21 protein-coding genes are annotated in these 18,478 nt (G+C 69.0%); 10 read left to right on the forward strand and 11 right to left on the reverse strand.

What is annotated here, in order from left to right; translation table 11 throughout:
- Window positions 1-67 precede the first annotated feature (67 nt).
- Window positions 68-853: an electron transfer flavoprotein subunit beta/FixA family protein gene (locus NWFMUON74_RS09560; RefSeq protein ID WP_187687473.1), complete on the reverse strand. Its 786-nt coding sequence runs from the start codon at window positions 851-853 to the stop codon at window positions 68-70.
- Between the two features lie 193 nt (window positions 854-1,046).
- Between NWFMUON74_RS09560 and NWFMUON74_RS09565 the strand changes: the two genes are divergently transcribed.
- The 6 genes from NWFMUON74_RS09565 (at window position 1,047) to NWFMUON74_RS09590 (ending at window position 7,168) form a co-directional block, all read left to right on the forward strand.
- Complete coding sequence (locus NWFMUON74_RS09565; RefSeq protein WP_187687474.1) at window positions 1,047-1,832, forward strand: class I SAM-dependent methyltransferase; 786 nt, start codon at window positions 1,047-1,049, stop codon at window positions 1,830-1,832.
- A complete protein-coding gene (locus NWFMUON74_RS09570) occupies window positions 1,829-3,352 on the forward strand; it encodes a 1,4-alpha-glucan branching protein domain-containing protein (protein ID WP_187687475.1) in 1,524 nt (507 codons plus the stop codon). The genes NWFMUON74_RS09565 and NWFMUON74_RS09570 overlap by 4 nt, the downstream gene beginning before the upstream one ends.
- Window positions 3,349-4,611 carry a glycosyltransferase family 4 protein gene (locus NWFMUON74_RS09575; RefSeq protein ID WP_187687476.1) on the forward strand — a complete coding sequence of 421 codons (1,263 nt, stop codon included), beginning with the start codon at window positions 3,349-3,351 and terminating at the stop codon, window positions 4,609-4,611. Before NWFMUON74_RS09570 ends, NWFMUON74_RS09575 begins: the two co-directional genes overlap by 4 nt.
- A 59-nt stretch (window positions 4,612-4,670) precedes the next feature.
- Complete coding sequence (locus NWFMUON74_RS09580) at window positions 4,671-4,982, forward strand: PadR family transcriptional regulator (protein ID WP_187687477.1); 312 nt, start codon at window positions 4,671-4,673, stop codon at window positions 4,980-4,982.
- A 384-nt stretch (window positions 4,983-5,366) separates the two neighbouring features.
- Window positions 5,367-6,191 carry a GNAT family N-acetyltransferase gene (locus NWFMUON74_RS09585; RefSeq protein WP_187687478.1) on the forward strand — a complete coding sequence of 275 codons (825 nt, stop codon included), beginning with the start codon at window positions 5,367-5,369 and terminating at the stop codon, window positions 6,189-6,191.
- Between the two features lie 5 nt (window positions 6,192-6,196).
- Window positions 6,197-7,168: a lysophospholipid acyltransferase family protein gene (locus NWFMUON74_RS09590; RefSeq protein ID WP_232110933.1), complete on the forward strand. Its 972-nt coding sequence runs from the start codon at window positions 6,197-6,199 to the stop codon at window positions 7,166-7,168.
- A gap of 109 nt (window positions 7,169-7,277) precedes the next feature.
- Here the strand turns inward: NWFMUON74_RS09590 and iolB are convergent, their stop codons facing one another.
- The 3 genes from iolB to NWFMUON74_RS09605 all read right to left on the reverse strand — a co-directional run bounded on the left by iolB (window position 7,278) and on the right by NWFMUON74_RS09605 (window position 10,112).
- Window positions 7,278-8,144 carry a 5-deoxy-glucuronate isomerase gene (gene iolB / locus NWFMUON74_RS09595; RefSeq protein WP_187689041.1) on the reverse strand — a complete coding sequence of 289 codons (867 nt, stop codon included), beginning with the start codon at window positions 8,142-8,144 and terminating at the stop codon, window positions 7,278-7,280.
- A gap of 209 nt (window positions 8,145-8,353) precedes the next feature.
- Window positions 8,354-9,640, reverse strand: a complete 1,287-nt coding sequence (locus NWFMUON74_RS09600; protein ID WP_187687480.1) for an ArsB/NhaD family transporter — start codon at window positions 9,638-9,640, stop codon at window positions 8,354-8,356.
- Window positions 9,641-9,665: 25 nt separating this feature from the next.
- On the reverse strand, window positions 9,666-10,112 hold the full coding sequence (locus tag NWFMUON74_RS09605; protein ID WP_187687481.1) for a CBS domain-containing protein: 447 nt from the start codon (window positions 10,110-10,112) through the stop codon (window positions 9,666-9,668).
- A gap of 274 nt (window positions 10,113-10,386) precedes the next feature.
- On the opposite strand from NWFMUON74_RS09605, the gene NWFMUON74_RS09610 reads away from it, so the two are divergent.
- Window positions 10,387-10,869, forward strand: a complete 483-nt coding sequence (locus NWFMUON74_RS09610; RefSeq protein ID WP_187687482.1) for a hypothetical protein — start codon at window positions 10,387-10,389, stop codon at window positions 10,867-10,869.
- Window positions 10,870-10,901: 32 nt separating this feature from the next.
- Here the strand turns inward: NWFMUON74_RS09610 and NWFMUON74_RS09615 are convergent, their stop codons facing one another.
- Window positions 10,902-11,729, reverse strand: a complete 828-nt coding sequence (locus NWFMUON74_RS09615) for an endonuclease/exonuclease/phosphatase family protein (RefSeq protein WP_187687483.1) — start codon at window positions 11,727-11,729, stop codon at window positions 10,902-10,904.
- 31 nt (window positions 11,730-11,760) lie between these two features.
- The gene (locus NWFMUON74_RS09620) at window positions 11,761-12,237 is read right to left on the reverse strand and encodes a carboxymuconolactone decarboxylase family protein (RefSeq protein ID WP_187687484.1); all 477 of its coding nucleotides are present in this window, start codon (window positions 12,235-12,237) and stop codon (window positions 11,761-11,763) included.
- A 248-nt stretch (window positions 12,238-12,485) separates the two neighbouring features.
- Here NWFMUON74_RS09620 and NWFMUON74_RS09625 point away from each other — a divergent pair, with 248 nt between their 5' ends.
- Complete coding sequence (locus NWFMUON74_RS09625) at window positions 12,486-12,992, forward strand: MarR family winged helix-turn-helix transcriptional regulator (RefSeq protein ID WP_187687485.1); 507 nt, start codon at window positions 12,486-12,488, stop codon at window positions 12,990-12,992.
- The gene (locus tag NWFMUON74_RS09630; protein WP_187687486.1) at window positions 12,989-14,206 is read left to right on the forward strand and encodes a multidrug effflux MFS transporter; all 1,218 of its coding nucleotides are present in this window, start codon (window positions 12,989-12,991) and stop codon (window positions 14,204-14,206) included. The genes NWFMUON74_RS09625 and NWFMUON74_RS09630 overlap by 4 nt, the downstream gene beginning before the upstream one ends.
- A 141-nt stretch (window positions 14,207-14,347) precedes the next feature.
- On the opposite strand, the gene NWFMUON74_RS09635 is transcribed toward NWFMUON74_RS09630, so the two are convergent.
- The 3 genes from NWFMUON74_RS09635 to NWFMUON74_RS09645 are packed head-to-tail and all read right to left on the reverse strand — an operon-like array spanning window position 14,348 to window position 16,555.
- Window positions 14,348-14,860 (reverse strand): carboxymuconolactone decarboxylase family protein, encoded by a 513-nt coding sequence (locus NWFMUON74_RS09635; protein ID WP_187687487.1) that lies wholly within the window; start codon window positions 14,858-14,860, stop codon window positions 14,348-14,350.
- Between the two features lie 37 nt (window positions 14,861-14,897).
- A complete protein-coding gene (locus NWFMUON74_RS09640) occupies window positions 14,898-15,338 on the reverse strand; it encodes a DoxX family protein (protein WP_187687488.1) in 441 nt (146 codons plus the stop codon).
- A 44-nt stretch (window positions 15,339-15,382) separates the two neighbouring features.
- Window positions 15,383-16,555, reverse strand: a complete 1,173-nt coding sequence (locus NWFMUON74_RS09645; RefSeq protein ID WP_187687489.1) for a serine hydrolase domain-containing protein — start codon at window positions 16,553-16,555, stop codon at window positions 15,383-15,385.
- A 241-nt stretch (window positions 16,556-16,796) separates the two neighbouring features.
- Between NWFMUON74_RS09645 and NWFMUON74_RS09650 the strand changes: the two genes are divergently transcribed.
- Window positions 16,797-17,678, forward strand: coding sequence for a sigma-70 family RNA polymerase sigma factor (locus NWFMUON74_RS09650; protein ID WP_187687490.1), 882 nt, complete (start codon window positions 16,797-16,799; stop codon window positions 17,676-17,678).
- A 112-nt stretch (window positions 17,679-17,790) separates the two neighbouring features.
- On the opposite strand, the gene NWFMUON74_RS36535 is transcribed toward NWFMUON74_RS09650, so the two are convergent.
- Window positions 17,791-17,919: a hypothetical protein gene (locus tag NWFMUON74_RS36535; protein ID WP_269475327.1), complete on the reverse strand. Its 129-nt coding sequence runs from the start codon at window positions 17,917-17,919 to the stop codon at window positions 17,791-17,793.
- A gap of 236 nt (window positions 17,920-18,155) precedes the next feature.
- Window positions 18,156-18,458, reverse strand: a complete 303-nt coding sequence (locus NWFMUON74_RS09655; RefSeq protein WP_187687491.1) for a hypothetical protein — start codon at window positions 18,456-18,458, stop codon at window positions 18,156-18,158.
- Window positions 18,459-18,478 lie beyond the last annotated feature (20 nt).

Below are 18,478 nucleotides of genomic sequence, written 5' to 3' on the forward strand. Positions count from 1 at the left end.
GTTCTCTTCTCCTAGTATCGAGATTCTCGTCCGGCGGTCGAAAGCCGGCGCAGCGTACGGGCGCGGATCAGATGACCTTCTGGCCGACCAGGTACTGGGCGATCTGGTTGCCGCCCTCGCCCTCGTCGACGATCTTCTCGCCCGCCGTGCGCGGCGGCTTCGGGGTGACAGCGGTGACGACGGAACCCGCGTTGCCCACACCGACGGTCGACGGGTCGATGCCCAGATCGGCCAGGGTGAAGGTCTGCACTTCCTTCTTCTTCGCGGCCATGATGCCCTTGAAGGACGGGAAGCGCGGCTCGTTGATCTTCTCGGTGACCGAGACGATGGCCGGGAGGCTGGCCTCGAGCTTGAACACGCCCTCGTCGGTCTCGCGCTCGCCGGAGATCTTCTCCCCGTCGACGCTCAGCTTCCGCAGGTGGGTGAGCTGGGGAATGCCCAGGTACTCGGCGATGATGGCCGGCACCGCACCGGAGCGGCCGTCGGTGGCCTCGTTGCCGGCGATGACCAGTTCGACGCCCTCGATCTGGCCCAGCGCACCCGCCAGCACCCACGCGGTCTGCACGGCGTCGGAGCCGTGGATGGCGTCGTCCTTGACGTGGATGGCCTTGTCGGCGCCCATGGACAGCGCCTTGCGGATGGCCTCGGTCGCGCGTTCGGGTCCCATGGCCAGGACGGTGACCTCGCCGCCCTGGGCTTCCTTGATCAGCAAGGCCTCTTCGACGGCGCGCTCGTTGATCTCGTCCAGGATCGCGTCGGCGGCCTCACGGTCGAGGGTGTAGTCACCGTCGGTCAGCTTGCGCTCGGACCAGGTGTCGGGAACCTGCTTGATCAGTACGACGATGTTCGGCATTGGTCTTCGTCGACCTCCTGTTCTGGTGGCACGTGAGGTGGGGTCGCACGATCGGGGTGGCCGTACGTCCACGAAAAGTCTTCGTGCGGGACATTACCCTACGTTAAGTTACTCGTGGGTAACTTAGGGTGTGATGTTCTCCATCACTACTCCGAGCGCGGGTGTGATAGAGGCAACCGCTAACGTCGGTCGAATGAGTGAGGCCGTTTTCTCCCCGGCGAACGGGGAGTCCGCCGCGGTGGACCCGCTACCTCTGACCGGTGAGCGGACGGTGCCGGGAGTCGCGGAGGAGAACTACTGGTTCCGCCGCCACGAGATCGTGTACGCGCGCCTGCTGGAGCGCTGCGCCGGCCGCACCGTACTGGAGGCCGGGTCGGGAGAAGGCTACGGCGCCAACATGATTGCCGGGGTGGCCACCCGGGTGATCGGGCTGGACTACGACGTGAGCGCGGTCGAGCACGTGCGCGCGGCCTATCCGCGGGTGGAGATGATCCAGGGCAACCTCGCCGAGCTGCCCTTCGACGACGAGTCGGTCGATGTGGTGGTCAATTTCCAGGTCATCGAACATCTCTGGGATCAGGCGCAATTCCTGCGCGAATGCTCGCGAGTGCTGCGTCCGGGCGGTGAACTGCTGATCAGCACGCCGAACCGGATCACCTTCTCGCCGGGGCGCGACACCCCGCTCAATCCCTTCCACACCCGCGAACTGAACGCCGCCGAACTCTCGGAGTTGTTGGTGGGCGCGGGTTTCCGGGTCGAGGTGATGACCGGCGTGCACCACGGTCCCGCACTGGCCGAACTGGATGTCAAGTGGGGTGGGTCGCTGATCGACGCGCAGATCCAGCGGGCGCTGGCCGGGGAGCCGTGGCCCGCCGAGTTGGCCGCCGACGTCGCCGCTGTGCGGATCGATGACTTCGAACTGACGGCCGAGGATATCGACGCGAGCCTCGACCTGGTCGCCGTCGCGGTGAAGCCTTGACCGCAGTACCCGGTCAGTTCACCCTGGTCCTGCACTCCCATCTGCCGTGGCTGGCCCATCACGGCCGCTGGCCGGTCGGCGAGGAGTGGCTGTACCAGTCCTGGGCGGCGTCCTATCTGCCCCTCGCCCGGGTACTGAGAACCCTTGCCGCCGAAGGGCGTTCGCATCTGCTGAGTTTCGGTATCACGCCGGTGCTGGCGGCGCAGCTCGACGACCCGCACAGCCTGGCGGGCATGCACCACTGGCTGGGCAACTGGCAGCTGCGCGCCGACGAGGCGGCGATGGCGGGCAATATCGCCCTCGGCGCGCACGAGCACCGGCTGGCCGCGGCGGCGCTCGCCGATTTCGAGCAGCGCTGGCGGCACGGCGGCTCGCCGGTCTGGCGCGAACTGATCGACGCCGGGACCATCGAACTGCTCGGCGGCCCGCTGGCCCATCCGTTCCAGCCGCTGCTGGATCCGCGGCTGCGCGCCTTCGAGCTGACCGAGGGCCTGTCCGACGCCCGGCACCGCTGGGGCCACACCCCGTCGGGCATCTGGGCGCCGGAATGCGGTTTCACGCCCGGTATGGAGAGCGGGTACGCGGCGGCGGGTGTGACGCATTTCATGGTCGACGGGCCCGCGCTGCGCGGCGACACCACGCTGGGCCGGCCGGTGTGGGATTCGGACGTGCTCGCGTTCGGGCGTGACCTGCAGGTCAGCTACCGGGTGTGGTCGCCGAAATCCGGATACCCGGGCCACACCGCCTACCGGGACTTCCACCACTACGACCACGCCACCGGTCTCAAGCCGAGCCGGGTCACCGGTAAGCAGGTCGCTGGCCCGGACAAGGCGCCCTACGACCCGGAGCTGGCCGACGCGGCGATCCGCACCGACGTCGAGGACTTCGTGCGCACCGTGCGGGAGCGATTGCTCGCCGAATCCGCGCGGATCGGCCGCCCCGCGCTGGTGGTGGCCGCCTTCGACACCGAATTGTTCGGGCACTGGTGGCACGAGGGTCCGCAGTGGCTCGAGCAGGTGCTGCGCGCGCTGCCCGAGGCCGGGGTCACCGTCGGGACGCTGGCCGACGCGCGGGCGCGGGGTTTCGTCGGCGAGCCGGTGCGGCTGGCGGACTCGTCGTGGGGTTCCGGCAAGGACTGGCGGGTGTGGGCCGGAGACCAGGTGCGGGATCTGGTGGAGCTGAACGCCGATATCGTCCGGCTGACCCTGGACACGATGGACAAGGTGCGGTCGCAGGGCCACAGCCTGCGCGATCCGGTGGCCGACCAGTTGCTTCGCGAGGCGGTGCTGACCGTGTCCAGCGATTGGGCGTTCATGGTCAGCAAGGACTCCGCGGCCGGTTACGCCCGCGACCGCGCGCATCAGCACGCGCACGCCGTTCGCGAGATCGCGGCCGCGGTCGCCGCCGGACAACTCGCCAAAGCCCGGCAGTTGGCGGCAGGATGGTACGCGGCCGACGGTTTGTTCCCGGCGCTCGACGCGCGCCGGCTCGCCGCGTCCGATACAGAAGGACCCGCATGAAGATTCTGATGGTGTCGTGGGAGTACCCGCCGGTGGTGGTCGGCGGGCTGGGCCGGCACGTGCATCACCTCGCCACCGAGCTGGCCTCCGCCGGGCACGAGGTCGTGGTGCTGGCGCGCCGCCCGATGGGGACCGACTCCTCGACCCACCCCACCTACACCTTCATCGAGGACCGGGTGCTGGTGGTCGCGGCCGCCGAGGACCCGCCGTGTTTCGACTTCGGCGAGGACATGCTGGCGTGGACGCTGGCGATGGGCCACGCGATGGTGCGGGCCGGGATCGCGCTGAGCAAGCCGGGCATCGCCGAGGGCTGGACCCCGGATGTGGTGCACGCGCACGACTGGCTGGTCGCGCATCCGGCGATCGCGCTGGCCGAGCACTACGACGTGCCGCTGGTGTCGACCATCCACGCCACCGAGGCCGGCCGGCACAGCGGCTGGGTGTCCGGCCGGGTGAACCGGCAGGTGCATTCGGTGGAGTGGTGGCTGGCCCGTGACTCCGACGCGCTCATCACCTGCTCGGCGTCGATGCAGGACGAGGTGGAGCGGCTCTACGGTCCGGATTTGTCGCCGGTGACGGTGATCCGCAACGGAATCGACGTGGGCGCGTGGAGTTTTCGCGAGCGCGCCCCGCGCTCGGGGCCGCCGAAACTGCTGTATGTCGGGCGGCTCGAGTACGAGAAGGGTGTGCAGGACGCGATCGCCGCGCTGCCGCGCATCCGCCGGGCGCATCCGGGCACCACGCTCACCATCGCCGGTGTCGGCACCCAGTTCGAATGGCTGCGCGAGCGCGCCCGCGCCCATCGGGTGGCGCGGGCGGTGAACTTCACCGGGCGCCTGGATCACACCGAACTGCTGGGCTGGCTGCACGGCGCCGACGCCATCGTGCTGCCCAGCCGCTACGAGCCGTTCGGGATCGTGGCCCTCGAGGCCGCCGCCGCGGGCACGCCGCTGGTCACCTCGAACGCGGGCGGTCTGGGTGAACTCGTCATCGACGGTGTCACCGGCGCCTCCTTCGCCCCCGCCGATGTGAACGGTCTCGTCGACGCGGTCTGCGCGGTCCTCGACGACCCGCCCACCGCCCAGGCCCGCGCGCACGCCGCCCGCGCCCGCCTCACCGCCGACTTCGCCTGGGACGTCGTCGCCGCCGAGACCATCCAGGTCTACCAGGGCGCCAAGCGCCGCGTCCGCAACCCGCTGGGCCGCCCGGTGGTCGTGGAACGTCCACTGCCGGAACGGGATCCGAACAACCCGTACTGATCCTCTCCGTCGGCGGTGGACCGGCCGGGTACCGCCGGTGCCGAGGGCAGAATTTCGGCATGGCCGTTCCGGCGACGCGCATGCAGGTGCCGGCTGTCGTGCGCATGATGCAACCCGTGCACGGTTACGACGTGCGACGCGAACTGCTGTCCTGGCATGCCGACGAATGGGCCAACCTCGAACAGGGTTCGGTGTACGGCGCGATGAAGACCATGCAGCGCGACGGGTCGATCGCCGTCGAGGGTGTCGGGCAGGACGGCGCCCGGCCCGAACGCACGACCTATCGGCTGACCGCCGAGGGCGAGAAGGTCTTCGGCGACCTGCTGCGCGAGGCGCGCTGCGCCCGCAGCTTCGCCCGCGAGAACGCGTGACCCCGCCGCTGCGCGTCGGGGTAGCGGTGTAGGTGGCAGTGCCGGGGAGCGGTGTAGGTGGCAGTGCCGGGGAGCGGTGTAGGTGGTAGCGCCGGGGAGCGGTGTAGGTGGTAGCGCCGGGGAGCGGTGTAGGTGGTAGTGCCGGGGAGCGGTGCAGGCGATAGCGCCGGGGAACGGTGTGGTGATAGCGGAATGGTGTGGGCCTAGGTAAGTGGTGCGGTCCCAGGTAGGTGGGCGGTCCAGTTGTGCAGCAGGCAAACTGGGCGAACCCGACGCATCGGGACGGTGAACGGCGCGTGTGACTGGCGTCTCGTTCACCGGACTGGCATCGGCCGGACACGCGATGGTAGCCGCGACGCTGATTCGGACTGGCTTCATCGGGACATGACAACAATGTCCGTGCTGACAGCGCCGACCCGCACGACGGACACCGGGGTGGAGCGGCCACGGTACTCGCTGGTCGTGTCCTCCGACGCGGAGCACCGCCGGGCGGCACAGCGACTGCGCTACCGCGTCTTCGCCGCCGAGCCCGGATTCCACATTCCCGAGAGCGCCGACGGCCTGGACGCCGATCGCTTCGACGAACACTGCGACCACCTGCTGGTGCGCGACGATCGCACCGACGAGTTCGTCGGCTGCTACCGGATGTTGCCTCCGCATCAGGTCGCCACGGCGGGCGGGTACTACACCGCCACCGAATTCGACCTGGCCGCAATGGATCCCGAGGGGCGGCGGATCGTGGAGATGGGACGCGCCTGCGTGGTCCCCGAACACCGCAACGGTTCCACGCTGACACTCATGTGGGCGGGCATCCTGCACTACATCCAGCTCACCGGTTACGACTGGGTGATGGGCTGCGTGTCGGTGCCGATGCAGGACAGCCCCGGCGATCCGGCCGGTGTCAACGTGCGAGGCGTGCGGGATCTGTTGCTGCGCAAACACGGCGGCGATCCGGCCCGGCGGGTGCGGCCCTACCGCCCGGTGGTCGTGGACGGCCGCCCGCTCGACGAACTGGCGGCGCCCGCCCGCCCGAAACTTCCGCCGCTGTTGCGCGGCTACCTCCGGCTGGGTGCGGAGATCTGCGGCGAACCCGCGCACGATCCGGACTTCGGCGTCGCGGATTTCGTGGCGCTGCTGGGCCTGGAAACCATCAACCGGCGCTACCTGGACCGCCTACAGAGCGCCGCGAACACCTTCGACGAACGGTGAGATAGATGCCCGCTCTGATTGCGCCCGGAACCTCCGCGCTGTCGTGTCCCCCGGCGGCGCCGTCCCATGCCTGGATGCCGTCGAGCCCATGCGGGCCCCGCTGCGTGGATGTTCCCGCCGCGGTCGGGACGGTGCGGGTGGCGGTGCGGGTGGCAGGCTTGATCGTCCTGCTGGCCGGTTTCCCGGTGATCAATCTGGCCACGCCGCGCGGTCGGCGCACCGGGTTGCACAAGCGCTATGCCCGCACGGTATTGCGGTGCTGCGGAATAGATTTACGGGTCGTCGATCAGCGCGGTGGGGAGCCGGAGGGGCGGCGCGCGGCCGGCGGCGGGCCACGGGTAGCCGATGAGGGGCTGCTCGTGGTCGCCGGTCATATCGGGTGGACCGATGTGCTGGCGCTGGCGGCGGTGCAGCCGATGGGCTTCGTGGCGCGGGCCGACCTCATCGAATGGCCCGTGCTGGGCAAGCTCGCTCGCCTGATGCGGGTGATTCCGATCGAGCGGGAACGCCTGCGGCAGTTGCCCGAGGTGATCGCGGCGATATCGCGGCGGCTGGCGGCGGGGGAGCGGGTCGGCATGTTCCCCGAGGGCACCACCTGGTGCGGCCGGGCGCACGGCCGCCTGCGGCCCGCACTGTTCCAGGCGGCGCTGGACTCCGGCGCGCCCGTGCAGCCGATCCGGGTGCGGTACCTCGACCGCGACGGTGAACTGTCGACGGTGCCGGGTTTCGTCGGACTGGACACCTTCATCGATTCCGCCCGCCGCGTACTGCGGTCCAAGGGCGTCGTCGCCGAGATCGTCCTGCTGCCCCTCGAGCGGCCCGGCGCCGACCGTCACGAGCTGGCCCGGCGTTGCGAGCGCGCGATCCGGGGCCGCGAAACCCTCGACATCGACGCCCATGCGACCGCGGTCGGCACCGGCCCCACCCGCGACATCGTGCCGGACGAACCGGCCGAAACCCTCGCTCCCGCACGGTAACTCGGCACCGAGCCGGTGAGGATCACCCTCCGGATACCGGCTCATTGTGACCACCGGCCGCCGAGTCGGCGCCGGAATTCGTTGCCGGTGCGGCCGGGTTCGGGCTCGCCTAGTGCGGTGGGTTCGTGTTGCCCAGGGGGAGTCTGGAGTCGATAGGCATGTCCCGCCAGGTTTCACGGAGCCACGCATGGGCCGGGTCGTCGCAGCTGCGCCAGGCGCGTTCGGGGCCCGACATGATGTTCAGGTAGTACATGTGGTGGCCGGGGGCGGCGATGGACGGGCCGTGGTAGCCGTGTGGGACCAGCACCACGTCGCCGCCGCGGACCTCCTCCAGGACATCGATGGGGCGCTCCGCCGTGCCGTATACACGGTGGTAGCCGAAACCGGGCGAATCGCCCGCGCCGGAAGCGAATTCGAAGTAGTAGATCTCCTCCAGCGGTGTCTCGCGGTCGGAGTACTCGTCGTGTTTGTGCGCGGGATACGACGACCAGTTGCCGCCCGGTGTGAGCACCTCGCAGGCCAGGATGGCGTCGGCCTCGAACGTGTCGGCCATCGCGAAATTGTGCACCTGGCGGCTGGCGCTGCCCGCGCCGCGCAACTCCACCGCGACACCCGCGGCAGGGGCATATCGGAACGGCAGCGACCGCCGGGCCACCGCGCCACCGAGGGCGACCCGGCCGGTGCCGGTGACGGTGTACGCGCTGTCCCGGCCGACATACGCGAAATCGGTGGGGCCGTCGAAAATACTGCTCCGGCCGGACAATTCGTGCGACTCGCCGCCGCAGGACACCCGGAACGACCCGGCGAGCGGCACCACCACGATCTCCTCCGCGCCGCTGTGCGCCCGAAGAGGTTGCCGCGCGGTCACATCCGCGACGTGCAGGCTGCAATGGTTCCATCCGGCGGACTCCCGGGTGACCGACACGGTGTACGGCGCGGCGGCGCTGCCCGCCGGAATGTAGAACCTGCTGTGCATCGTGCTCACCGCACCAGCGGACGGCGGCGGCGCGCGGCGAACCCGCGAGCGACGGCATCCGGATCGGCCGCTCGCAGGTGGGTCAGCTCGGCGGGGGTACGCACGAGGAGCGCGGGAGGTCTTGTCCGATCGAGGGTTTCGGTCACTGCGGGGCCTTCCGGTCGGTGCCGGCGGAGCGGCATTCGTGGTGCGATCGAGGCTGGGCCCGATCAGCCGAGTGCGAAGTAGCGCAGCCACAGGTAGGGGGCGGCGATGGCGATGGTGATCCCCGTGACGATGGCGCCCTTGCGGGTGAACTCCCAGAACGAGATCGGGGTGTCGGCGCGTTTGGCGATACCGAGCATCACCACGTTCGCGCTGGCGCCGACGGCGGTGAGGTTCCCGCCGAAGTCCGCGCCCGCGGCCAGCGCCCACCACAGCGAGTGACCGTGTCCTTCCATGCCACCGGCCAGCTCGGCCACCAGCGGGCTCATCGTGGCGACATAGGGAATGTTGTCGATGACTCCGGACAGCACCGCGGACACGACGAGGATGAGCATGGTCGCCACCAGCGCGTTGCCGCCGGTGGCATCGACCGCGTGCCGCGAAAGATTCTCGATGACACCGGTTTTCACCAGCGCGCCGATCATGACGAACAGTCCGGCGAAGAACAGCAGCGTGTCCCACTCGACGGCGGACAGGAACTCCTGTTGCGGCACTCCGGAAATCAGCACGAGAACCCCGGCGCCGAGCAGCGCGACCACCGACGGGTCGATGTGGAACAGCGAGTGCCCGATGAATCCGGCGAACACCGCGGCCAGCACGAGCGCGCATTTGATCAGCAGCCCACGGTCACGAATGGCTTCGCGTTCGTTCAGCGTCATGATATCCGCGGCGCGGTCGGGATCGACGGTGAAGCTGCCGCGGAACAGCCACGGCAACACCAGCGTGAACACCACCAACTCCACCAGCACGAGCGGCGTCATGTGGACGAGGAAGTCGTTGAACGTCAACCCCGCGCGACTACCGATGATGATGTTGGGCGGGTCGCCGATGAGAGTGGCGGCGCCGCCGATATTGGAGGCGAGGACCTCGGCGATCAGGAACGGCGAGGGGTTGATCTCGAGTCGATCGCATACCAGCAGCGTCACCGGTGCGATGAGCAGCACGGTGGTCACATTGTCGAGGAACGCCGACGCCACCGCCGTGATGAGGGTCAGCAGGATCATGACCCGCAGCGGAGAACCCTTGGCGCGCTTGGCCGCCCAGATGGCGGTGAACTCGAAAACACCGGTCTGCCGCAGGATACCGACGATGATCATCATCCCGAGCAGCAGGAATATGACGTCCCAGTCGATACCGGTCTCGTGGGAGAAGAAACTGTCGGCCGAGTCGACGACCCCGAACGCCAGCACGATCGCCGCGCCGCCGAGCGCGGCGGTCGTCTTGTGGATTCGCTCGGTGGCGATCAGCGCGTAGGCGACGACGAAAACGGCGATCGCCAGGACGACACTCACCGCGCGTCCCGCCCGCCGGGTGCGGTCAGTGGTTGTGCAGCGTCGCCGCCAACAGGCGCGAGGCGGTGACGACCCCGATCAGTTCGGCGTCCTTCATGACCGCGACCAGTGGGCTGCGGTACTGCGACATGGTGGCCGCGACCTCGATGATGGTGTCGTCGGCTGCGGCCGCGGGCACCTTGATCAACCGTTCGGGAATGACGTCGCGGACCTTCTTGCCCCGAAGCTTCGTCACCATCCGGTCGCAGGTCGATTCGTCGATCACCCCGGCCAGCGATGGATCGTCCTGCACATACCGCGGTACGAGGAACCGCACGACCTGCGAGGCCGGTAGCACCGCCTCCGGCCGCCCGTCGGCCGTGGTGACCAGGATGCCGGGCAGCCGGTGCTCGGCCAGCAGCCGGGCGGCGTCCAGCGCGTCGGTGTCCATGGTGACCACCGGATATTCCTCGGCCATCTGCGATGCGTGCACACCCGCAGGATACGACAGCGCCGGTGATGATCGCCCGAACGAAAACCGTCAAGATCATTTCGGTGATCACCATCGGCCGCTCCCAGCGTCGGACCCGCGTTGCCCGAGGTCTCGGGCAACGTTCGCCGACCAGACTTCCCGGCACACCGCCAGTAAAGATGCCGTAAAGGTGGTGCTCACGGCAACCCGACGCTCCGGTGCGGCCGGCAACGACGACTGCAGCCGGGTGCGTCGGGCGTGCGCGGGCAGTAGGTTCGCGGGAGTGAGACTCGATATGGACGAATTCCGACGATTCGCCGACCTCACGAAGTCTGGTGGGCCATACGCCGGCACGGCGCCGTCCGATGTCGTGTACGCGCTCGCGGCGCTGGCGGGCGGAAACGACATCGAGGCGAGTCACGTCTGGTACACATCCGAGGGCCGGGAGACCACCTGGGTCGGGCTGTGGCTGGTTCCGGCCGGGCTGATCTACGTGACGGCCGCCTACAACGAGCCGAATTGGACGGGAACCCGCGAGAGCAACGCCGGGCGGCGGCGCCCGTCCATCTTCCTCAGCTGGTATCGCCGGACAGCCGACATCAAAGCGATCGGTATCAACTCCATCGACGGCGGTAGCGACCCTGCCGGAAAGCAACTCGTGCTACACGGTGAAGCAGTACTCGAACTCGAAGGGAAACCGCGGCAGCTCACGGTGAAGTTCGGCGACGCCGGTTCGGGCGCCTCCGAACTCCTCACCAAGCTCCGCGACCGCCTGTAGTTCGAGGCTTTCAGGTCTGACGTGCGGCGGTGTCATCCGTCCTTGCCGATGTCGACATCGACGACGACGCCGTAATGGTCACTGGGGTGAACGCCGTCGACGGGGCGATCGAAAGCCAATGCCGCGGAACGAATCTCGCAGCGGGCGTGTGGATGCGCGTGCCACGAACCGGTGAACACGTAGTCGAGTCGGCGGCGATGACCGGGCTGGCGCACGATCCGATCGAACAGGTCCGCGGCATTGGCGTTGTCGGCGCTCCAGGTGTGCCCCGGTCCCGCCCCGGCGACCTCCCAGGCGTCGTGGTAGTGCACGCTGCGTCCCGAAAGTGATTGGCGGCCGGTGAGATAACGGATACTGGCGGCCTCGGGCCCGGCATTGAAATCGCCCGCGATGATCGTCGGCAGCTCGGTGCGGTGCCGGGCATCGAGATCGCCGAGCGCCACGGCCTGCCGCTCACGCACGGCCTCGGCATCCAGTCGCCACGCCGCGGTGGCGGAGATGAACAGCACCTCGCCCTCGCCCGGCAGCGAGACCTTGGCCGCCAGCGTGCACCAGGGCACATCCGCCGCACCGGCCAGGCGCAGGTCGAGGACCTCCACGACCCGGTGCGGCAGGCGCGAGGCGATCGCGTTGCCGCCGTAGCGATCCGCGTACGGCGGGGTGTAGGCCATCGCCTCGGACTGATGGGTGCCGTGCAGCCCGGTGCCCTCCAGCAACTCGGCGAGATGACCGGCGTCGACGACTTCCTGCAACGCGACGACATCGGGGGCGAGACGGCGCAACTGCTGATTCAGCAGGCCGAGCCGCCGGGGATCGCCCTCCCGGTTCTGGACGTTGATCGTGAGAATTCGAAGGTGCACGGGGCTCCTTTTCTGGTGAGCGGGCGCGCTGCTAGACGACGTACTGCCCGGCGCGGTAGCTGCCACCGTGCTGGCGGGTGATGACGTTGAGCCGGTTGAAGGCGTTGATATTGGCGATCAGCGCCACCAGAGCTCCGAGCTGTTCCTCGTCGTAGTGTTCGGCGGCGTTCGCCCACACTTCGTCGCTCACCCCGACGGTGGAGTCGGCGAGGCGCGTGCCCGCCTCGGCCAGCGCCAAGGCCGCGCGCTCGGCGGCGGTGAACACCGTGGCCTCCCGCCAGACCGCGACCAGGTGCAGACGCACCTCGGTCTCCCCGGCGTGCGCGGCCTCCTTGGTGTGGATGTCCACGCACGCCCCACAGCCGTTGATCTGGCTGGCACGCAACCGCACCAGCTCCTGCGTGGACCGCGGCAGCGCCGACTCTCCGAGCGCCGCACCCGCCGAGACGAGGTACTTCAACGACTTGGCCGTAACAGGGTTGTCGAACAAATTCATGCGAGCTTCCATGACAGGCTCCCGGTGGTTGCGAATGCTTACACCCTTCCGACGGGGCAGCCCCGCCGAATGTGAGGTGATGCGGCGCAACCCCGCGGCAGAACCTGGCGTGACCGAACTTCCACCGCATCTGCGGCGTCCTGCCCGTTCGACTCGACGCAAGGCGCTGGTTTGCTGTACTGAATTACTAAGCGTTCACATGTCTATTCTCGGCATAATACGTGTTGACGAACTAAAGTAGTAAGCATTAGCTTGTAAATATGAGTGCTGACAATGTGCGGGAAGACGATCTGCGATTGGCGGAGTCGGTGCGCTGGGCGGTGTCGCGGCTGTCGTCACGACTGCGCGCGGAGCAGCCGGGCAGCGGACGGCCGTTGACTCGGATGGCGGCCTCGGTACTGGCGAATCTCGCGCACAGCGGCCCGTTGACGGCATCGAAGCTCGCCGCGATCGAGGGGCTGCAGGTGCAATCGCTGACCCGCGTCCTCAACGAACTCGATGACCACGGCCGAATTCGCCGTTCCCGCAGCGACATCGACGCCAGACAGCAGGACATCGTGATCACCGAGGCGGGACGCGCGGCGTTGCGCGAGCATGTGCGCGACGGCAACGCCTGGCTGGCCGCCGCGCTGCGGCACACCCTCAGCGACGCCGAGCGCGGGGTGCTGGCCATCGCCGCCGGACTACTGCGCGAACTCGCCGATGCCGATAACACCGGCGACCCCGCGGTCTCACCGCGTGACGACGGTGCGGCACCCGCGCTGTGACCAGCCATCGCGCACCGGCCGCACAGCCGAAACCGCTGGCGGAGCGCAGAATTCGTCTACTTCTGGTGCTGGCCGGACTCAGCGGCGCGGCGCCACTGGCCACCGACATGTACGTGCCCGGCCTGCCGGACCTGGCCGTCTCGCTGGGCACCGACACGTCGGGCGCGCAGCTGTCGCTGACCGGTTTCCTCGCCGGGATCATCCTCGGCCAACTGCTTCTCGGACCACTCAGCGACGCCATCGGGCGGCGTCCCGTCCTGCTGGCGGGCACCGCCGGTTTCGCCGTCTGCTCCGTGGTGTGCGCGCTGGCGCCGGGCATCGCGGTCTTCGACGTGGCGCGGTTCGGGCAGGGGGTGGGCGGCGCGGCCGGTATCGTCGTCGCCCGCGCCGTGGTCGCCGACCTGTTCGACGACCACGATATCGCTGCCGTGTACTCCCGCCTCGGCGCGATCACTGCCGCCGCACCGGTTCTCGCGCCCCTGGTCGGCGGAGCCCTGTTGCTCGCCCTGTCCTGGCGCGGCGTCTTCGGTGTACTCGCCGCCTTCGGTCTGCTCCTGGCCGTCGGTGTCCGGCGATGGATCCCGGAATCACATCCGCCGCGGGCCCGGCTGTCCGGTGGCGTCACCGGGGGACTACGCGCGATCGCCGCCCTGATCACCCGCCGTGCCGTCCTGGCGCCCGTGCTGGCGTTGTCGTTCGGTGGCGCAGCGGTTTTCGCCTACATCGCCGGGACTACTTTCGTCTTCCAGGACTTCTATCATCTCGGCCCGGCCGCGGCGAGCCTCGTCTATGGCGTCAACGCGATCGGCAACATGCTCGGCAGTCTCGCCTACGGGCGACTGGTGAAACGCCGATCGCCGGAAACGCTGCTCATCGCCGGTGCCGCCGTCGCCGCGACCGGATCCGCGCTGCTGGTCCTCGTCGCCGTCACCACCGGGAGCCCGATGGCCGTGACCTGGGGTTGTCTGTTCGTCGCACTGACCGCGTTCGGCGTCTTCTTTCCCGCCGTGGTCACCATCGCCCAGCAACGCGGCCGCACCGCTCCGGGCGCCACCTCGGCGCTCCTCGGCGGCGGGCAATTTCTCCTCGGCGCCGCTAGCTCTCCCTTGGTGGGCCTGTTCGGTACCCACGGCCCAGCACCCCTGGCCACAGTCATGACCGCCGTCCTCGCCCTGGCCACCTTCGCCGCCATCCTCACCGCGCGAATTTCGTAGCGGGCAGGCGGGCGCCCCACGATGCAGGTGTCGGAATCGCCTGTGCGGCAAGCGTTTCGACTTCAACAAGAAGGTATCGATGAGAGCAGGACGATGCGGGTCCGGGCGCTGCGCCCGGACCCGCATCAAAGATGTGGCGGGTCAGGCCGAGACGGGGGTCCATTGTTCGGCCGGGGTCCGGCCGGGCAGCGGCTGTCCGATCAGTGCCAGCGGGACGAAGAAGTTCACCTGCCCGATGGCGAGGGCGAGGGTGGCGAGGGCCTTGTCGTCGTAGTGCTCGGCGGCGAGGGCGTAGAGCTCCTCGGGGACCCGCTCACCGTGTGCTGCCGGTTGCAGAACCGCTTCCACCAGGGCGAGCGCGGCGCGTTCGGCGTCGGTGAAGTAGGGGGCGTCGCGCCAGGTCGCGACCGCGGCGATCCGCTCCTCGGTTTCTCCGGCACTGCGCAGGTTCCCGGCGTGCAGGATCGCCAGGTAGGTGCTGCCGACGAGCTGGCCGGCCCGCAGTTGGACGAGGCCGATGGTGGTCCGGGGAATCGTCCCGTTGCCGGTGGCTTTGAACAGCGCGGCGCCGATCTCGCCGAGTTCGGGGACGAGTTGCTGCGGGTTGGGCAGCCGGGAGCCGTCGCGCCGCGGGGTGGTGATGTTGGCGTGCATGGTGGTGCTTCCTTATCTGTTGTGGTGAACTGGCAGGTCAGGCGGTCTGGGGGCGAGCGGTGGTGCCGAGGGCGCGCAGTGCGGCGGTGGTGGATCCGCCTTGTGGCAGCCAGGCGCGGGCGGCGAAGGTGGCCGCGGCGAAGAACAGGGGCATCGCCCATTTGTCGGGACCGTCACCGGCCGCCATGTGGGAGGTGGCGGCGCCGCCGTAGACGAAGACCAGCCCGGCGTAGGCCCATTCCTTCGTCCGGGGATGGCCGGGGGTCAGGATCGCGGCGAGCGCGGCGGTTTTCGCGACGCCGAGGATGGTGGCGAAGTAGAGGGGATAGCCGAGGTGGTCGAAGGAGTCGCGGACGTAGGAGATCCGGGCCAGATCCCAGTAGGCGCCGACGGCGGTTTCGGCGAGTACAGCGGTGACGGGGACACAGCGGGCGAGTTCGAGGCCGCGGGTGAGCATCGTGGCGGTGCGAGTGGACATGGTTGTGTCGCTCCTGACAGTGAGAGGGGGTGGTCGCCGAAGGGTCAGGCGGCGGTCGCGAGACCGGTGGCGGTCGCGGCGCGGTGCAAGGCGGCGGCGAGCCGGGCGTTCTCGGGGGCGTTGAAGGCGAAGGCAGCGCGGCGGCGGGTGTAGCCGTAGGTCAGGCCGCTGTGCGGGTCGGCGAATCCGTCGGAGCCCGCGGAGCCGGTGTGCCCGAAGGCGTGTGCGCCCAGGAAGGGATACAGCAGGGATTTGGCTTCGAAACCCAGCGTGTAGGCGGCGCGATCCCCGCGCACCAGATCCGGACCGGGAGAATGGATCGCGGAAATGGTGGCGATGGTTTCCAGGGACAGCAGCGGTTCCCGGTCGTCGATGCCGGTGGTGGCTGCCGCGTACATCGCTGCCACGCCGTGCGCACTACCGACGCCGCCGGCCGAGCCCTGGCCCAGGCGACGCAGTTTCGTGTTGTTGGGCAGGGCCATGACGTCGAGGGCGGTGAAACCGCGGGCGTTGAGGTTGTAGGAGATACCCGCGATCCCGTGCGGGTTGGGTGAGTTCGCGGCGAAGGCCGCTTCCATCTCCGGCGTGGCCCGCCAGGGCAGGATCGGCAGATAGCGGTGATCGAGTTCGGCAGGCAGGCCCAGGTACACATCGAGTCCGTACGGTGCGCGGATCCGGCGCTCGAAGTGCTCCTGGATGGTGCTGCCGGTGACCGCGCGCACCACCTCGCCGATGATGGCGTAGGTGACGAACCCGCCGTAGCCGTGCGTCGACCGCGGTTCGAAGAAGGGCCGCTGGCCCACCAATCGTTCGGCGACAACCCGTTCGTCGGCGAGTTCGTCGACGGTGAAACCACCGTCGACCCCTACTACCCCGGATCTGTGTACCAGCACGTCACGCACGGTGATGCGATCCTTGCCCGCTGTGGCGAACCGTGGCCAGTAGTGGGCCACCGGCCGGTCGACATCGAGGACCCCGTCCTGCAACAGCAGCGCCACCACCAGCCCGGCCGCGCCCTTGCTCGTGGAATGCAAACCCGTCAGGGTGGTGCCGGACACCGCGCGTCCGGCCCACAGGTCCACCACCTTCCGGCCCCGCACGAACGCGGCCAGCTGCGCACCCGATTCCCCGTTCTCTTCGGCGACGACGGCGGCGAACTCGGCGCGCACCTGCTCGTATCCGTCGGCGACGGTGCCGTGTACTTCGATCGCTTCCACTGTGCTGTTCCCTTCGATTGCTGCCGAGGTGGCTCACGCGGCGGGAGGTCTTCCGCTCCGACGTTCGCCGCGATTCGTCTTCTGGCGCACTGACGGACGGCGGTGAGTAAACGTGACCGCAGCGCCGAAAGCAGCAGATCAACGCGGGGGCCGCGCAGGGAGTAGGTCGCCGGAAACGGTTAGGGTCACGTTTCCCGTCGCCCGTTCGTCATCGGTACGGGACGAAACCGAGGAGGACCCCGTGCACGATGAGCAGTACCTGGCCGACCGATTCGAAGAGCACCGCACCCATCTGCGGGCGGTCGCCTACCGGATACTCGGCTCGCTCACCGACGCCGACGATGCCGTGCAGGAAGCGTGGCTGCGGCTGGCCCGCACCGATACCGGTGACGTCGGCAACCTCGGCGGCTGGCTGACCACCGTGGTGGGCCGGATCTGCCTGGATATGTTGCGCACCCGCAAGACCCGTCACGAAGAGCCCCTCGAGACCGAGCATCTGCCGGACCCGGTGATCGTCAGCGAAAGCACACCGGACCCGGAACATGAGGCGCTGCTCGCCGATTCGGTGGGGCTGGCGCTGCTGGTGGTGCTGGACTCGCTGAGCCCGGCCGAACGACTCGCCTTCGTCCTGCACGACATGTTCGCCATGCCCTACGAGCAGATCGCCCCCATCGTCGACCGCACTCCACAGACCGCGAAGAAGCTGGCCAGCCAAGCGCGCCGCCGCGTTCAGGGTATGACACCGGGACCCGATCCCGATCTGCCCCGTCAACGCCGTGTCGTGGATGCCTTCCTCGCCGCCGCCCGCGGCGGCGACTTCGACGAACTCCTGCGACTCCTCGACCCCGACGTGGTGCTGCGCGCCGACGCCGGCGATGCCATGCGCGTGATCCGCGGCGCGGCCGCCGTGGCCGGGCAAGCGGAAACGTTCCAGCGCATGGCCACCCTCTGCACTACCCACCCGGCAGTGGTCAACGGCGGTACGGGACTGGTCAACACTCTCGAAGGCGCCCCGTTCTCCGTCATCGGCTTCACCGTCGCCAACGACCGCATCACCGCGATCGACATCCTCTCCGACCGCACTCGCCTGGCCCGCCTCGACCTGACCACGGTCCTGAATTGACAACCTCCTCCGGAAGCGAATCCCGTTGGGCGACTGAGCATTCCCTCGAGAGTGCCGAGAGTATGCCAGAGTCGGTGTCGGGCCGGACTCGACAGCGAATAGTCCGCCCGGTTCACGTGGTCAGCACGGCCGGAACGGGTAGCACGGTGCCGGCGCGGCTTGCCGGATCGGCGCGACGGTCGAGGTCACGGCCGATCTTGTGCGAGCGGCCCCCGTACGCGCGTGGTGTGTCGAACCCCATGCTCGAACGCCTCACGCTGCCATTTGCTGTTTCCACACACAGAGCGCGTCATGATGGGCACCGCACGGGACCGGTCCCGCGATGCCTATGCGGAAATCGCACTGGCGCACGGGACCGGCGGCAGGGTTCGGTGTGTGGGTGATGCGGTCACGGTGGTGGTGTGAGTGCGCCCGCGGGCCGCGCCCGGAGGACGTCGGAAGACCGCGTCTCCCGCGAAACGGCGCGGGCGCGGCCGGTCAGCTGATGTACCAGTCGTAGACGGCGTTCTCCGGCGGATATCCGCGGTGCTCGCAGGTCCAGAATCCTCGTTCGACGCCGACGGACGGGGGCTGGGGAATCTGCTGTCCCTCATTTGCTTTGGTGCAGGGGATGGTGGGTTTGTCCGCTGGATGTAGCAGCGGGGCCACCGCGGCGGGTGCGGTGATCGCGCGGGTGCCGCCGGGTGTGTGCGCCGCGGCGGGGCCGGCCGCGCCGGAGATGAGCGCGACGAGTGCCGCGAGCGAGCCGATGGTAGCGATCACGGCGGAGCGTGGGTTCATGATGTTCTCCTGTTGTCGTG

The sequence above is a fragment of the Nocardia wallacei genome (assembly GCF_014466955.1).
In the GTDB taxonomy this organism is placed as follows: Bacteria; Actinomycetota; Actinomycetes; order Mycobacteriales; family Mycobacteriaceae; genus Nocardia; species Nocardia wallacei.

Bases quoted from the DNA above. Each gene is read 5' to 3' on its own strand.
- NWFMUON74_RS09625 (WP_187687485.1), top strand. From the start codon at position 12,486: ATGAGTGCTGACAATGTGCGGGAAGACGATCTGCGATTGGCGGAGTCG.
- NWFMUON74_RS09575 (WP_187687476.1), top strand. From the start codon at position 3,349: ATGAAGATTCTGATGGTGTCGTGGGAGTACCCGCCGGTGGTGGTCGGC.
- NWFMUON74_RS09590 (WP_232110933.1), top strand. From the start codon at position 6,197: ATGCCCGCTCTGATTGCGCCCGGAACCTCCGCGCTGTCGTGTCCCCCG.
- iolB (WP_187689041.1), bottom strand. From the start codon at position 8,144: ATGCACAGCAGGTTCTACATTCCGGCGGGCAGCGCCGCCGCGCCGTAC.
- NWFMUON74_RS09620 (WP_187687484.1), bottom strand. From the start codon at position 12,237: ATGGAAGCTCGCATGAATTTGTTCGACAACCCTGTTACGGCCAAGTCG.
- NWFMUON74_RS09655 (WP_187687491.1), bottom strand. From the start codon at position 18,458: ATGAACCCACGCTCCGCCGTGATCGCTACCATCGGCTCGCTCGCGGCA.
- NWFMUON74_RS09565 (WP_187687474.1), top strand. From the start codon at position 1,047: ATGAGTGAGGCCGTTTTCTCCCCGGCGAACGGGGAGTCCGCCGCGGTG.
- NWFMUON74_RS09640 (WP_187687488.1), bottom strand. From the start codon at position 15,338: ATGTCCACTCGCACCGCCACGATGCTCACCCGCGGCCTCGAACTCGCC.
- NWFMUON74_RS09560 (WP_187687473.1), bottom strand. From the start codon at position 853: ATGCCGAACATCGTCGTACTGATCAAGCAGGTTCCCGACACCTGGTCC.
- NWFMUON74_RS09580 (WP_187687477.1), top strand. From the start codon at position 4,671: ATGGCCGTTCCGGCGACGCGCATGCAGGTGCCGGCTGTCGTGCGCATG.
- NWFMUON74_RS09585 (WP_187687478.1), top strand. From the start codon at position 5,367: ATGACAACAATGTCCGTGCTGACAGCGCCGACCCGCACGACGGACACC.
- NWFMUON74_RS09610 (WP_187687482.1), top strand. From the start codon at position 10,387: ATGGACGAATTCCGACGATTCGCCGACCTCACGAAGTCTGGTGGGCCA.
- NWFMUON74_RS36535 (WP_269475327.1), bottom strand. From the start codon at position 17,919: ATGGGGTTCGACACACCACGCGCGTACGGGGGCCGCTCGCACAAGATC.
- NWFMUON74_RS09635 (WP_187687487.1), bottom strand. From the start codon at position 14,860: ATGCACGCCAACATCACCACCCCGCGGCGCGACGGCTCCCGGCTGCCC.